Below are 14,832 nucleotides of genomic sequence, written 5' to 3' on the forward strand. Positions count from 1 at the left end.
TGTCCGGGAACTCGGCGGGCGCTCCCCAGGTCGCTGCGGGAATCCAAGGAGCCACGAGCCACATGAGCCTTTCCAGACGCACCCTGCTCGCCGCCGCCACCGCGGGCACCGCCGCCGTCACCCTGACCGGCGTCCCGGCCCGGGCCGACGACGCGTCACGCACGGACAAGGACGACCGACTCAAGCGGATCATCGCCGGGATGACCCTCGAGGAGAAGGTCGGCCAGCTCTTCGTGATGCGGGTCTACGGACACTCCGCCACCGATCCCGACCAGGCCGACATCGACGCCAACCTCAAGGAGATCGGCGTCCGCACCGCGGCCGAGCTGATCGGCAAGTACAAGCTCGGCGGAATCATCTACTTCGCCTGGGCGCACAACACCCGCGAGCCGCACCAGATCGCGGACCTCTCGAACGGCATCCAGCGCGCGGGCCTCGCCCAGCCCAGCCACATCCCGCTGCTCATCTCCACCGACCAGGAGCACGGCATCGTCTGCCGCGTCGGCGAGCCCGCGACGCTGTTCCCCGGCGCCATGGCGATCGGCGCGGGCGGTTCCCGCTCCGACGCCCGCACCCTGGGCCGGATCGCCGGCGCCGAACTGCGCGCCCTCGGCATCCGGCAGAACTACGCGCCCGACTCCGACGTGAACATCAACCCGGCCAACCCGGTCATCGGCGTCCGCTCGTTCGGCGCCGACCCCGAGGCCGTCGCGGGCCTGGTCGCCGCCGAGGTCAAGGGCTACCAGAGCTCCGACATCGCCTCCACGGCCAAGCACTTCCCCGGCCACGGCGACACCGCGACCGACAGCCACTTCGGGTTCCCCGTCATCACGCACACGCGCGAGCAGTGGCAGGAGATCGACGCCCCGCCGTTCAAGGCCGCGATCGCCGCCGGTATCGACTCGATCATGACCGCGCACATCATGGTCCCCGACCTCGACGCCTCGGGCGACCCGGCGACACTCTCGCACCCGATCATGACGGGCATCCTGCGCCAGGAACTCGGCTTCGAGGGCGTCATCGTCACCGACTCCCTCGGCATGCAGGGCGTGCGCGACAAGTACGGCGACGACCGCGTCCCTGTGCTCGCACTGAAGGCGGGCGTGGACCAGCTGCTCAACCCGCCCTCCCTGGAGGTGTCCTGGAACGCCGTCCTGAACGCCGTGAAGAGCGGTGAGCTGACGGAGGCACGCCTCGACGAATCGATACTCCGCGTGCTCCGCCTCAAGGCGAAGCTGGGCCTCTTCGACGACCCGTACGTCACCCAGGGCGGTGTCGACAAGACCGTCGGCACCCCGGCCCACCTCGCGGCCGCCGACCGGATCGCCGAGGCCACCACGACGCTGCTGCTCAACAGGGACGGGCTGCTCCCTCTGTCGCGCCTCACCCACCGCAGCATCCTCGTCGCCGGCGCCGACCCGGCCTCGCCGTCCGGCACCACGGGTCCGCCGACGACGACGCTCGGCCAGGCCCTGACCGAACTGGGCTTCTCCGTCACGGTGTTGCCGACCGGCACCGCGCCCACGCAGGCGAAGGTCGACCAGGCGGTCGCCGCCGCCCAGGGCAAGGACGCGGTCCTCGTCGGCACGTACAACGTCGGGGCGGGCAGCGCGCAGCAGAAGCTCGTGAAGGCGCTCGTCGCCACCGGCGTCCCCGTCGTCGCGGTCGCGATCCGCAACCCGTACGACATCGCGCAGGTGCCCGGCGTGGGCGCGTCGCTCGCCGCGTACTCGTGGACGGACGTCGAACTGCGGGCCGCGGTACGGGTGATCGCGGGCCGGGCGAGGCCGGTGGGCAAGCTGCCCGTGCCGGTGCAGCGCGCCGACGACCCGTCGCAGGAGCTGTACCCGATCGGCTACGGGCTCTCGTACTAGACGCGGACTCTCGTACTGGGCACGGGCTTTCGTACCGGAAAACGCGCGCACCCCCGGCGACACACGCCGGGGGTGCGGTCAGGCAGCGGTTACGGGCGGAGCGACAGGTCCCGCTTCACGTCCCGCTTGTCGAGCTTCGCGTCGTACGGCGCGAGCGGCTTGGCGGCCTGGACGGCGGGCGCGGAGACACCGGCCCACTTCAGGATCCGCTCCGTGGCGAACGCCTTGTCGTCGGCCTTGAGTCCGGCGACGTTCGCCCCGTGGTTGGCGCCGGGGGCGGTCAGCACGTAGGAGTCCACCGAACCCTGGCCGGGGCGGAAGCGCTCGGCGCCCCACGGGTCGTTGGAGCCGTAGACGTACAGCATCCGCGTCGCGTGGTGGCGGACCCAGGTGTCCACGTCGCGCATCGCCGACGGCTGGAACGTCATCGGGATGGAGCGCGGCACGAAGTTGCGCGGCGGCTGGTAGCCGTAGCGCGACAGGTCGCCCAGCCAGGGCTGCTTGATGTCCGGCGAGCCGAGCTGCGTACCCGCCTGGTAGTAGTACGGCGTGTACCGCTCCAGGGCCTGGTCGGCGTACGAGGACCAGCCGCCGACCTCGTCGACGTAGTCGAAGAGGGCCTGGTCGGAGACCGTCGCGGCGTCCGGCACCTGGGCGCACGCCGTCTGGGACGGCTGGTACTGCCAGAAGCCCCACACCAGATCGAGGACCGTGGCCTCGTAGGCCTTGTCCAGCGAACCGACCGTGTCCACCGTGTAGTTGTTGGCCTTCAGGTAGTCCGCGTACTTCGCCTCAAGGGCGTCGCGGCGCACCAGCGTCTCGCGCTGCACGTTCTGCAGCGCCTCGCGGCACTCCTTCGGCCCGACGGTCTTGAAGAAGTCGTCGTACGCCGAGTCCTCGTTGTTCACCACGTCGTTGGGCGCGACGTACGCGACGACGCCGTCCATGTCGCGCGGGTAGAAGCGCTCGTAGTACGTGGCGGTCATGCCGCCCTTGGAGCCGCCGGTGGTCAGCCAGTTCTTGCCGTAAATGGGCTTGAGGGCCTGGTAGATGGCGTGCTGGTCACTGGCCGCCTGCCAGATGTCGAGCTTGGACCAGTCGGCCGGGGCGGGTCGGGACGGCGTGAAGTAGCGGTATTCCACGGAGACTTGATTGCCGTCGACGATGCGGGTCGGCTCGCTGCGGCCGGGGTTCGTGGAGACGTTGTACCCGCTGGTGAACATGACCGTGGGGCGGCTGACGTCCTTGTGCAGCACGGTGATGCGCTGCTGGAAGGTGCCCTCGGACGGGTGCCGGTGGTCCACCGGCTGCGTGTAGTTGAGGACAAAGTAGCGGTAGCCGGTGTACGGCTTCTCCTCCACCAGGCTCATGCCGGGTACGGCGAGGAGCCGGTCCTTGATGTCGGTTTCGGTGTCGGCGGCTGCCGGCCGGGCCTGAGCGGCGGTGGCCGCTGTGGCCGTCGTCGCGGTGCCTATCAGCACCACGAGCGCGAGCAGCCATCTGAGCGCATTGCGCATGCGTACTCCCCTTTAGAACACAGATGCGCACGGAACCTAGCCGAGGAACATCTGTTCTGTCAGGGGTTCTTGATGTTCGGTGGGCGCGTAGGGCGAGTGGGACATGTGGTCAGCAGAGGATCCAGCCGGAGCTCACCGACGCCCGGCCGACCGTGCCCCGCACCCACACGCAGCGATGTCCGGCGTGCACGGTCACCGGGCCCGCGTGGTGCGTGTAGTTCCCGGTGTCCCGGACCGGCCGGCTGCCGCGCGCTTGCACGCTGACCGCCATCTTCTGCCGGACGCCGGCGCGCTCGGGGAGGGTGACCGCGCAGAGGTAGCCGCCGCTGCGGTAGACGACCGTCCTGCCCGTGGAGAAGGGCAGGGTACGGACCTTGTGGCCCGGGCAGAGCGCGGCGGCCTGCGCGGTGCCGACGGCCGGACCCGCGAGGGCGAGCAGCGCCGAGGAGGTCAGTACGGCCGCCGTGGCCGTCAGCCGTCTGCGTATGCCGCCCGCGCCCATGCCTCCACCCACCGTCGCCCCTCCCGTCACATCTGGCACAGCGTACTGGTGTACGGACGCGACACGCAGGGCCGGTGGTTGCGCAATAACTGCTCGCGTCAGCGCGAGGAGCTGATCTCCGCCTCGGGCTCGGGCTCGCCCGCGAAGGTCCGCCACAGCTCGGCGTACCGGCCGCCGAGCAGGAGGAGTTCGTCGTGCGTGCCGTCCTCGGCGACCCGCCCGTCGGCCATCACGACGACCCGGTCGGCGCGGGCCGCGGTGGTGAGGCGGTGCGCGACGACGAGGGTGGTGCGCCTGCCCGCGATGCGGTCGGTGGCCTGGTTGACCTGGGCCTCGGTGGCGAGGTCGAGCGCGGCGGTGGCCTCGTCGAGCAGCAGGATGTCGGGGTCGACGAGTTCGGCGCGGGCCAGCGCGATCAACTGCCGCTGCCCGGCGGACAGGTTGCGGCCGCGCTCGGCGACCTCGTGGAGGTAGCCGCCCTCCAGGGTCGCGATCATCTCGTGCGCGCCGACAGCGCGGGCCGCCGCCTCCACCTGCGCGTCGGTGGCGTCGGGACGCCCGTAGGCGATGGCGTCGCGCACGGTGCCCTGGAAGAGGTACGCCTCCTGCGGGACGACGCCGAGGCGGTGGCGGTAGCTCGTCAGGTCGAGGGCGCGCAGGTCGGTGCCGTCGACGGTGACGCGGCCCGCCGTCGGGTCGTAGAAGCGGGCGACGAGCTTGACGAGCGTCGACTTGCCGGCGCCGGTCTCGCCGACGAAGGCGACGGTCTGCCCGGCGGGGATGTGCAGCGCCACGTCGCTGAGCGCGGCCTCGGCGCCGTCCGAGGCGCCGTACGCGAAGTCCACGTCCTCGAAGGCGATCTCGCCGCGCAGCGACAGGACTTCGAGGGGTTCGTCGGCGGCCTTCGTGGACGTCGGCTCCTGGAGGAGTTCCTGGATCCGGCCGAGGGAGACCGTGGCCTGCTGGTAGCCGTCGAAGACCTGCGAGAGCTGCTGCACGGGCGCGAAGAACAGGTCGATGTAGAGGAGGTAGGCGACGAGCGCACCGGTCGTGAGGGTGCCCGCCTCGACCCGGCCCGCGCCCACCATCAGGACGGCGGCCGCGGCGACCGACGACAGGAGCTGCACGAACGGGAAGTACACGGAGATCAGCCACTGGCCGCGGATACGGGCGCTGCGGTAGGCGCCGCTGCGCTCGGCGAACCGCTCGGCGCCCGAGCGCTCGCGCCGGAACGCCTGCACGATCCGCAGCCCGGCCACGGACTCCTGGAGGTCGGCGTTGACCACGGAGACGCGCTCGCGGGCGAGTTCGTACGCCTTCACGCTGGCGCGGCGGAAGAAGAACGTGCCGATGATCAGCGGCGGCAGCGTGGCAAAGACGACCAGGGCGAGCTGGACGTCGAGCGCGAGGAGGACGCCCATGATGCCGAGGAAGGTGACGACGGAGACGAAGGCGGTGACGAGGCCCGTCTGGAGGAACGTCGACAGGGCGTCCACGTCGGTCGTCATCCGGGTCATGATGCGCCCGGTCAACTCCCGCTCGTAGTAGTCGAGTCCGAGCCGCTGGAGCTGGGCGAAGATCTTCAGGCGCAGCGAGTACAGGACGCGCTCGCCGGTGCGTCCCGTCATCCGGGTCTCACCGATCTGCGCGCACCACTGCACGAGGACGGCGGCGAGCGCGAGCCCGGAGGCCGCCCACACGGCGCCGAGCGCGAGCTGCGTGACGCCCTTGTCGATGCCGTGCCGGATCAGCACCGGAAGGAGCAGGCCCATGCCCGCGTCGAGGGCGACGAGGACGAGGCTGATCAGCAGGGGCAGGCCGAAGCCGCGCAGCAGCCGGCGGAGCCCGTACGACTCCTCGGGTGTCACCGCGCGCGCCTCGTCGACGTCCGGGGTGTCGGTCGCGGCGGGCAGCGCGTCGACCTGCGCGAGCAGTTCGGGCGTCGCGGGCATCCCGGCGAGCGCTGGGTCTTCGGCGTTCTTCGCCTCCCGGTCCCCCGTCCACAGGATCGGCGTGATGCCGCGCTCGGCGTCGAACTCGGCGTCCAGCTCGTCCCGTACGGAGGTGTCCTCGTCGGGCAGCGCGGGCGGGACATGGCCGGGCGAGACGCCGCCGAGCTCGTCGGGGTCGGTGAGCAGGCGCCGGTAGAGCGGCGAGCCCGCCTCCAGCTCCTCGTGCGTGCCGATCGCGGCGAGGCGCCCGCCGTCCAGGACGGCGATGCGGTCGGCGAGGCCGAGGGTGGAGCGGCGGTGGGCGATGAGCAGCGTGGTGCGGCCCGCCATCACCTGCTTGAGGGCCCCGTGGATCTCGTGCTCCACGCGCACGTCGACGGCGGACGTGGCGTCGTCGAGGACGAGGAGGCGGGGGTCGGTGAGGATGGCGCGGGCGAGCGCGATGCGCTGGCGCTGGCCGCCGGAGAGCGTGAGGCCGTGCTCGCCGACGGTCGTGTCGTAGCCGTCGGGCAGCTCGGCGATGAAGCGGTCGGCCTGGGCGGCGCGGGCCGCCGTCTCGATCTGCTCGTCGCTCGCGCCGGGGACGCCGTACGCGATGTTCGCGCGGATGGTGTCGGAGAAGAGGAAGGAGTCCTCGGGCACGAGGCCGATGGCGGAGCGCAGCGAGTCGAGGGTCAGCTCGCGCACGTCGTGGCCGCCGACGAGGACGGCGCCGCGCGTCACGTCGTAGAAGCGCGGCAGCAGGAGGGAGACGGTGGACTTGCCGGAGCCGGAGGAGCCGACGACGGCGAGGGTCTCGCCGGCGCGGATCTCGAAGGACAGCCCGTCGAGGACGGCCCGCTCGGAGCCCGCGTACTCGAAGGAGACGTCGTCGAACTCGACGGTCGCGGGGGCGTCGGCGGGGAGTTCCTTCGTGCCGTCCTCGATGGACGGCTCGGTGTCGATGAGTTCCAGGACGCGCTCGACGCCCGCGCGGGCCTGCTGGCCGACGGTGAGGACCATGGCGAGCATGCGGACGGGGCCCACGAGCTGGGCGAGGTAACTGGAGAACGCGACGAACGTGCCGAGCGTGATCTGTCCGCGCACCGCGAGCCAGCCGCCGAGCGCGAGCATCGCGACCTGGCCGAGCGCGGGCACGGCCTGGAGGGCGGGCGTGAACTTGGCGTTGAGCCGGATGGTGCGAAGCCGCCCGGCGAACAGCCTGCGCCCGACGTCCCTGAGCTTCCCGGTCTCCTGGTCCTCCTGCCCGAAGCCCTTCACGACGCGGACGCCGGAGACGGAGCCGTCGACGACCCCGGCGACGGCGGCGGCCTGGGCCTGCGCGTACCAGGTGGCGGGGTGCAGGCGGGAGCGGCTGCGCTTGGCGATGAACCAGAGGGCGGGGGCGACGGCGAGCGCGACGAGGGTGAGCGGCAGGGACAGCCACGCCATGATCACGAGGGAGATCAGGAAGAGCAGCACGTTGCCGATGGTCATCGGCAGCATGAAGAGCAGGCCCTGGATGAGCTGGAGGTCGCTGGTCGCCCGGCCGACGACCTGGCCCGTGGACAGCTCGTCCTGGCGCCGGCCGTCGAGCCGGGTGATCGTCCCGAACATCTCGTTGCGCAGGTCGTGCTGGACGTCGAGGGCGAGACGGCCGCCGTAGTAGCGGCGGATGTAGGTGAAGGCGTAGACGACGAGGGCGGCGCCGATCAGGGCTCCCGCCCAGGGCCACATGGAGCGGGTGTGGTCCCCCACCACGTCATCGATGATCACCTTGGTGATCAGAGGGACGAGCGCCATGACGGCCATGCCGCCGAGGGACGCGCCGAGCGCGAGCACGACGTCCTTCGGGTACCGCCACGCGTACCCGGCGAGTCGCCGGCCCCATCCCCGTTGCTCCGCCACCACATGCCTCCCGTCGACCTGACCTGCCGAGAGGCCCAACGCGGAGAGCGGCGGATTTCATCCCGCCGCAACAATTCGGGGCCGGAACCGGGACGAAGGTCCGAGCCGGCCTGGTCCTCAGGTCCCGGTCCCTGCCGTGTCAGCCCTGGGGCACGGCCACGTAGGCCTCCTTGGGCGTGGTGGTCGGCGTGTAGCGGGAAGCGGCGGGCGCGGCCGGGACGAGATCCCGGTGGATCACCTTGGCCACGGCCTGGATCGTGTTCACGCCGTAGCTCATCGTGCTGTTCCCGTGCGTGAGGACCGAGATCGTGTAGTCGTGGCCGCCGCCCTGGAACGCGCCGATGCTGTGGACGCGCCAGCCGTGCGTGGCGCGCTGCAGCCAGCCGTTCTTGACGTGCACGGACACGGTCGAGGGCGCGCCGGCCGGGGTGCCCCAGCGCTGGGAGGAGATGACGTTGCCCATGAGCTTGAGGATGTAGGCGCGGGAGTTGTCACTGAGGACGGTGTTCTTCGCGGTGATCAGCGAGAGCAGCCGCTGCTCGTCGGTGACGTTGATCTGGGTGAGCCCCCAGTAACCCCCGGACCCCGGCACGGTGCGGGTCATGCCGGCGGCGGCGAGGAAGCCCTTGATCTTCGTGACCCCGAGCTGCTTCCACAGGGTCGTGGTGGCCGCGTTGTCCGACTTGGTGATCATGGCGGTGGCGAGACTCGCCTCGCGCGAGGTCAGATACCGGTTCGTCTTCTTGGCGTCCCACAGCAGGGTGGCGAGAACGGTCACCTTCACGACGCTCGCCGAGTCGTACGAGGACGTGGCGCGCAGGCTGCACGTGGTGTTCGTGGTGCGGTCGCGCAGCCCGACGGCGACGGTGCCCGAGCGGGTGGCGAGGGCGGCGGTGATGTCCTTCTGGAGCTTGGCGGCGAGCCCGGCCTGGTCGGAGGTGCAGGTGACCTGCGGGGTGGTGGCGGCGGAGGCGGGCGCGGCCCCCGCGACGACCGGCACAAGCATCCCGGCGGCGACGAGGGCCGCCGGAAGCACACGGGCGCGCGGGGATATGTGGTGATGAGTCATGTGGGTGGTCCCCCCTGGAACGGAACGAACACGCCTGCGGCGGCGCACTCGCCTCACATGACTCCTGGACGGGGGTGGATGGTTGTACGCGTGCGGGAGACCCGTCGTCAGTTCCGGGGTGCGCGGGGCCGGCCCGCGAACTCATAAGCTGTGCGCGTGCCCAATCGTCAACGACGCGTCACCCTGCGAGATATCGCGAAGGACACCGGCCTCTCCCCCGCCGCGGTGTCCTATGCCCTGCGCGGCCTGCAGGTGCCGGAGGAGACCCAGCAGCGGGTGCGCGAGGCGGCGGACCGGCTCGGCTACCGGGTCGACCCGATAGCCAGAGCGCTGGCCTCCGGCCGCACGGACACCGTCGGGGTGCTGTGCCAGTCGCTGTCCGACGTGTGGCAGCAGGGCCTCGCGGCCGCGCTCGGCCGCCGGCTGCTGGCCACCGGCCGGCACGCCCTGATCGTCGACGCCTCGAACGATCCGCAGCTGGAGGCCCAGGTGGCCGCACATCTGGCGGCCCAGCGGGTGGACGCGCTGATCGTGCTGCCCGTCGACCCCAGCGCCGCGCACTGGCAGGAGATCGGCCGGCAGACGGTGCTGATCTCCATCGGCGACGGCCTCCCCGGAGCGGCCACGGCGGCCGAGGTGGTGTTCGACAACGACCTCGGCGTCACTGATGCGCTGGGCCGGCTCGCCTCGGCGGGCCACCACACCATCGCGGTGGTCACGCCGAACCTGCCGGGCACCCCGGACCGGCCGGCCGAAGGCGTGGTCCACCGGGTGGCGGCCGAGCTGGGCCTCGCGGTGACGCTGCACACCTCGCCGTACGACCTGGACGGCGCAACCGCCGTGGCACGCACGGTACTTACGGGGCAGGACCGCCCGACCGCCTTCCTGTGCCTCGGCGATTCGATGGCCTACGGCGTGTACGCCGCCACGCAGGAACTCGGTCTGACCATCCCCGACGACGTGTCCGTCCTCGGCTACGACGACCAGCCCCTCTCCCGGTTGCTGACCCCGCCGCTGTCCAGCTACCGCTGGCCCGTGGAGGAACTGCTCGACCTCATCGTCGAACGCACCGTGAAGGCCATCGAGGACGGCAGGCACAGCCGGCGCAAAGTGCTGCCGCCGACCGTGCAGTTGCGCGGCTCGATCGCGAGGCCGCGCGACTCGGCCGGGTGACCTGAACCGAGCCTGGCCCGTTCTACCGCTTTACCGTGGCTGGACCGGCACCACGGCCGGAGCGGCCATGGACAGGTCCAGATCCGCCGAGCGGAGCAGTGCCGCCGCCGCGTGGACGTCCGCGGTCAGTTTGTGGTCGGCGAGATCGGGGTCGAGAACGGCCGCGGCCGCGTGGTGGAAGAGGGACAGCTCACCGTCGCCGGACGGGGTGCGCTCCAGCATACGCAGGGCGCGCACGGCCGCGACGAGCTCGCAGGCCAGGACGAGGCCGAAGTGGTCCACCGCTTCGGTCAGACGGCGCGCGGCGGTGGCGGCGAAGCTGGCGTGTTCCTCGACCCCCCGCGATATCACGGAGTGACCGAGCGTCACCGGCTGTGCGCCGCCCCGGAGTTCGGCGAGGGCGCTGTGCGCGGCGAACTCGATGGCCATCAGGCCGCTGCTCCCGTTCTCCGCCTCCGCCAGGAAGGGCGGCAGGCCGGTGAACGCCGGTTCGTTGAGCGCGCCCTGCCGGGCGGTGGTGAGCTGCGCGGTGCCCAGGAGGGCAAGCCGCATCTGGTCCAGGGCGAGGGCCAGGGGGGCCTGGTGGAACCCACCGTGGTGGTAGTACTCGTCGCCGTCGAGGAGCGGGTTCTCGGCGCTCGCGTTGAGCTCCACCGCGAGGACGCGGTCGAGCGCGTTCCAGGCGTCCACCGCGCCGCCGTGGACCTGGGGCAGGCAGCGGAATCCGAACGGGTCCTGGACCAGCGACGGACTCCAGTCGGCGGCGTCCAGGAGCCGGGTCATGCGCGCGGCGACCTGCTGCGCGCCCGGGTGGGGCCGGCGCGCGTGGACGGCTGCGGCATACGGCTCCAGGGAGCCGTGCACGGCGGTGAGCGACAGGGCCGCGACCAGCGGAACGCGGTCAAGGAGGGTACGGAGATCGGTAGCCGCGAGAGCGGCCTGGCCGATGGTCAGCGCACTGCTGGACAGCAGCGGCAACGCGTCCCAGGAGCTCAGGGTGAGCGGGCCGGGCGGGGACCCGAGGCCCGTGCCGGGGTGCCAGGGCTGCTCACCGGCGAGGGTGAGGCCGAGTTCGGCCAGCGCGGTCAGGTCGGCGGTGCCGATCGAGCCGAGTGCGTGGATCTCGGGAACGTGGCCGGTGGTGAGGGCCTGTGCGAGCGCGTCGACCACGGCTCCGTCGATGGCGGATCCCGCACCCAGGAGCTGGTTGAGGCGCACCGCGAGCATGGCCCGGCTCTGCTCGACCGGGACGAGGGGGCCGATGCCGCCGGCGTGACTGCGCAGCAGGCGCAGGCCGAAGTCGCGGGTGGCGTCCTCGTCGAGCGTGGTGGTCCGGTTGGCGCCGACGCCGGTGGAATGGCCGTAGACCGGGCGCCGGGTGGTGGCCTGGATCGCGGCCGATCGGGCCGCGGTCACGCGCGCCCTGGCCTGCGGGTCCAGGTGGACGGGCCGCGACGTGCGGGCCAGGGCGGTCACCTGGCTCGCGGTCAGCGAGGCGCCGTCGAAGCAGACGGCTTCCGGGTGGGGAGCGGTCATCAGTGGTGCCAGCCTTCCGTCGTCACCAGGTCCTTGGTCTCCGGCGCCCACGCGATGCTGGCCAGGGTGCCGAGCAGGAGTACGCCGGCCAGCCAGGCCATCGACCAGCCGACCCCGAGCGCGTCCAGGCTGATCGGCAGGATGAACGTGCCGACCGCGGAGGCGACCCGGCTCGCGCCGTTGAGGAAGCCGACACCGGCACCGCGCAGCTCGGTCGGGAAGAGCTCGGGCGGGTAGACCTGGGTGATGTTGGACGCGGCCGACATCACGAACGTGTAGATGACGAACGGCACCATCAGGACGAGGCCGGAGGTGTCGTGCAGCGCGGCCATCGCGGCGAGGCAGACGGCCAGGATCGCGAAGGTCCAGATGGTGAAGGGCCGGCGGCCCATGCGCTGCACCGGCCACAGTCCCACGACGCCGCCGAGCAGGAGGAACAGGTTGAGGAGGGTGTTCTGCGTGTTCGCGTCCGAGACGTGGAGGGACGCGAGGATCGTCGACATGAAGGTGTAGATCGCGAAGTACGGCAGGACCTGCGCGCTGTAGAAGACCGCGCCGAACCAGGTGTTGCGGCGCTGGCCGGGGGCGAACAGTGCGCTGTAGCTCGGGGTGACACGCGCCGCCGGGGTCTGGCCCTCCTCAACACGGGGTTCCGGCTCCTCCCCGAGGTAGCGGCGCCGGATCTCGTCCGCTTCGGCGCCCCGGCCCCGGCTCTCCAGCCAGCTCGGCGACTCGGGGGTGCCGATCCGCAGGACCAGGACGAGGGCCGCGGGAAGGGCGCCGGCGGCCAGCAGCAGATGGGCGGAGGAGTCGCTGAGGGAGATGTAGGTGCCGAGGATGTTGGCCACCACGTAGCCGACGGTCCACAGGACGGTGAGGGACCCGAGCAGCAGACCGCGCAGGCGCCGGGGCGAGAACTCGGAGAGGAGGGTCGGGCCCACGGCGTAGTCGGCGCCGAGCCCGAAGCCGATCAGCAGGCGCAGGACGAACAGGGTCCAGGGGTCGTGCGCCCACAGCTGGGCGGCGGAGGCGACCGCGATCAGGACGAAGTTGTACAGGTAGAGCTTCTGCCGTCCGATGGCGTCGGCCACGCGGCCGAGGATGACGCTGCCGAAGAAGAGCCCGATCAGGGCGGAGGCGCCGAGCAGCCCCTGCCAGACGCCGTTCAGGTGCATCGAGGTGGACAGGACCGGCAGGACGGCCCCGATGACGCCGAGCGCGAAGCCGTCGGAGAAGTTCGCGCCGAACGTCGTGGCGGTCACTCTCAGGTGGAACCTGGTGAGTGGCTCCTTGGGTTGTTCCTTGGGTATGCCGGCTGCCGTCCCGTTCCGGACTGTCGCTTCGATCGTCATGGGGCGCCTCCCGGCACGGGTGGATGGGCACGCGGATGCCACGGAGAGAGCCATTGGAGGAGTGGCAACGCGCTGCGTGATTCTGTCAGGGAGCGCACGAGCGATGCACGCTGGTGATGCGCATCACTGATGCGGTTCAGTGATGCGGTTCAGTGAAGCGATTAAACGCCGAGTGGTCAACCCCCTGGGGCGACGGGAACGCGCGGGCAGGACAGACAAAAAAAGAGACCCGGCCTCGGGTCCTGGGACCTGAGGCCGGGCGCGGGGTCGGGCGTGATCGGGCAGGAAGCCCCTGACGATCCCCTGCCGATCCCCTGACGATCCCCTGCCGATCCCCTGCCGATCCCCTGACGATCTTCAGAGACCGCGGACCTTGACGGGGAGCTTCTGGATCGTGGCGATCACCGTGTCCGGGTTTCTTCGGTGGCGCCCTAGCGCTCCGCCATCCAGAAGAAGACCGCCGTCATCCGCTTGTCCTCCAGCGTGGTTCCGCAGTAACCGCTGGCGCTGTGGATGGTGTTGGCGGTGTAGAGGAGCAGCCGGTTGTAGCGGTACGGGACGGTGACGTCTTCGGTGAACGAGTCCGGCGGGACGAAACGCGTCCCCAGCGCGTCCACCAGGTTGTTGTGCGGAGCCGCCACCGTGTTGCCGCCCAGCGTTCCGCCGGGCAGGAGCTGGCGGTAGAAACCGGTGCCGCATCGCTTGGGCGCGGTGGGGGTGAGGTAGAGCACCGCCGCGTACCGGCACACGGCCCGCGAGTCGGTGTGGGGCCGCGGCTCGGACTCTCCCTCGCCGACCACCTGGACGCAGTTGTGGTCGGTGGCTCCGCCCGCGGCCGACTCCAGCGCCCAGATCCTGCGGGCCCCGGTCGCCTTCCTGACGAGGCTCTCCACCCGGGCCAGCTCCCCGGGCTCAAGGCCCGGCTTCGTGCGCAGGCCCGGCCAGGTTTCGGGCCGGTGCGGATATCCCTGCGTCCAGTCGTCCGTGGCCAGGCAGCGCTCGCGGACCGCGCCCGGGTCCGGCAGGACGTCGTCCAGCACCCAGTAGTCCCGGCCTCGTGTGGGCTTGCGGTACGGAAGGATCGGAAGCCCCGTGTTTTTGTGGGGTGGGCTCATCGGCATGCCCAGAACCTAGGAGCCGGCATGGCTGGGAAGGATCATGTGCAGGTCAATCTTCCCCCAAGCTCTGCCGTGACCCACTCCTGACCGCGATGCGCGACGCGTGGGGTTCAGGACGCGGGGTTGCCATTCAGGTGGAAGGGGACCTTCTCGACCTCGGACGCCACACCCAAAGCCTTCAGGTCCGCGGCGTCCACGCGGCCGTCCCCGTTCTCGTCCGTCACGGTGTCGGGGGCGTCGTCGTACACGCCGTTGTGGTCGAGGTCGTCGACCACGGCCACGGTCAGGACGGTGTCGACGTCCTTGCCGAGGATGGAGTCGCCGACGATCCAGGTGTCCCAGAGCTCCGTCTCGTCGGCTGTGCGGTCGGTGACGCCCGTCATGTTGAACAGGTTGGCCAGGTTCGTGCCGGGGCCGGCGAACTTGGTGCCCGGCCTGCTGACCGTCGTCGAGCCGAGGACGACCAGGCCGGGGAGGCGGTCGTCCTTGCCCGGCGAGAACGTCCCGGGGAACGGGGGCACGTTGTTGTGCCCGGCCGGACCGGTCAGCTGCAGGCCGCTGAACCCGGCCTTGTGCAGACCGTCCTGGCCGCCGGGATAGTCGACCTCCAGGTCCACGAACCAGCCCTTGCCCTCCGCTCCCGCCACATCGCCGCGGGCCGGGGCGTGCACCTCGACCTCGACAGGGGTGTCGTCCCCTCCGTGCGCACCGGCGCGCTCCGGAGTCGCCACCGCGGTCGCCACCGCCGTGACCGCCGCGACCACTCCGGCGGCACCGGCCATGAACAGCTTGCGCTTGGACAGCTTGAGTCTCATGTCTTTGTTCTCCTCAGGGAGTTGTGAGTTGGGAGGT

The 14,832-nt window shown here is 71.2% G+C and carries 10 protein-coding genes; 2 read left to right on the forward strand and 8 right to left on the reverse strand.

Annotated features, from left to right (window positions below; genetic code table 11):
- The first annotated feature begins 62 nt into the window (after window positions 1-62).
- The gene (locus EOT10_RS14900) at window positions 63-1,874 is read left to right on the forward strand and encodes a glycoside hydrolase family 3 protein (protein ID WP_127828675.1); all 1,812 of its coding nucleotides are present in this window, start codon (window positions 63-65) and stop codon (window positions 1,872-1,874) included.
- 89 nt (window positions 1,875-1,963) lie between these two features.
- Here the strand turns inward: EOT10_RS14900 and EOT10_RS14905 are convergent, their stop codons facing one another.
- The 4 genes from EOT10_RS14905 to EOT10_RS14920 form a co-directional block, all read right to left on the reverse strand.
- A complete protein-coding gene (locus EOT10_RS14905) occupies window positions 1,964-3,391 on the reverse strand; it encodes a S28 family serine protease (RefSeq protein ID WP_127828676.1) in 1,428 nt (475 codons plus the stop codon).
- Window positions 3,392-3,500: 109 nt separating this feature from the next.
- The gene (locus EOT10_RS14910) at window positions 3,501-3,893 is read right to left on the reverse strand and encodes a hypothetical protein (protein WP_127828920.1); all 393 of its coding nucleotides are present in this window, start codon (window positions 3,891-3,893) and stop codon (window positions 3,501-3,503) included.
- A gap of 98 nt (window positions 3,894-3,991) precedes the next feature.
- Window positions 3,992-7,732: an ABC transporter ATP-binding protein gene (locus EOT10_RS14915; RefSeq protein WP_127828677.1), complete on the reverse strand. Its 3,741-nt coding sequence runs from the start codon at window positions 7,730-7,732 to the stop codon at window positions 3,992-3,994.
- A 139-nt stretch (window positions 7,733-7,871) separates the two neighbouring features.
- Window positions 7,872-8,738 carry a serine hydrolase gene (locus tag EOT10_RS14920; protein ID WP_431313290.1) on the reverse strand — a complete coding sequence of 289 codons (867 nt, stop codon included), beginning with the start codon at window positions 8,736-8,738 and terminating at the stop codon, window positions 7,872-7,874.
- A 219-nt stretch (window positions 8,739-8,957) separates the two neighbouring features.
- On the opposite strand from EOT10_RS14920, the gene EOT10_RS14925 reads away from it, so the two are divergent.
- The gene (locus EOT10_RS14925; protein ID WP_127828679.1) at window positions 8,958-9,974 is read left to right on the forward strand and encodes a LacI family DNA-binding transcriptional regulator; all 1,017 of its coding nucleotides are present in this window, start codon (window positions 8,958-8,960) and stop codon (window positions 9,972-9,974) included.
- Between the two features lie 30 nt (window positions 9,975-10,004).
- Here the strand turns inward: EOT10_RS14925 and EOT10_RS14930 are convergent, their stop codons facing one another.
- From EOT10_RS14930 to EOT10_RS14945, 4 genes are all read right to left on the reverse strand, one after another.
- On the reverse strand, window positions 10,005-11,510 hold the full coding sequence (locus EOT10_RS14930; protein ID WP_127828680.1) for an aromatic amino acid ammonia-lyase: 1,506 nt from the start codon (window positions 11,508-11,510) through the stop codon (window positions 10,005-10,007).
- Window positions 11,510-12,862, reverse strand: coding sequence for an MFS transporter (locus EOT10_RS14935; protein ID WP_127828681.1), 1,353 nt, complete (start codon window positions 12,860-12,862; stop codon window positions 11,510-11,512). Before EOT10_RS14935 ends, EOT10_RS14930 begins: the two co-directional genes overlap by 1 nt.
- Before the next feature lie 431 nt (window positions 12,863-13,293).
- Complete coding sequence (locus EOT10_RS14940; protein ID WP_127828682.1) at window positions 13,294-13,983, reverse strand: DUF6445 family protein; 690 nt, start codon at window positions 13,981-13,983, stop codon at window positions 13,294-13,296.
- Window positions 13,984-14,090: 107 nt separating this feature from the next.
- Window positions 14,091-14,795, reverse strand: coding sequence for a hypothetical protein (locus tag EOT10_RS14945; protein ID WP_127828683.1), 705 nt, complete (start codon window positions 14,793-14,795; stop codon window positions 14,091-14,093).
- Window positions 14,796-14,832: the final 37 nt, after the last annotated feature.

Source organism: Streptomyces antnestii, from assembly GCF_004005495.1.
GTDB lineage: Bacteria > Actinomycetota > Actinomycetes > Streptomycetales > Streptomycetaceae > Streptomyces > Streptomyces antnestii.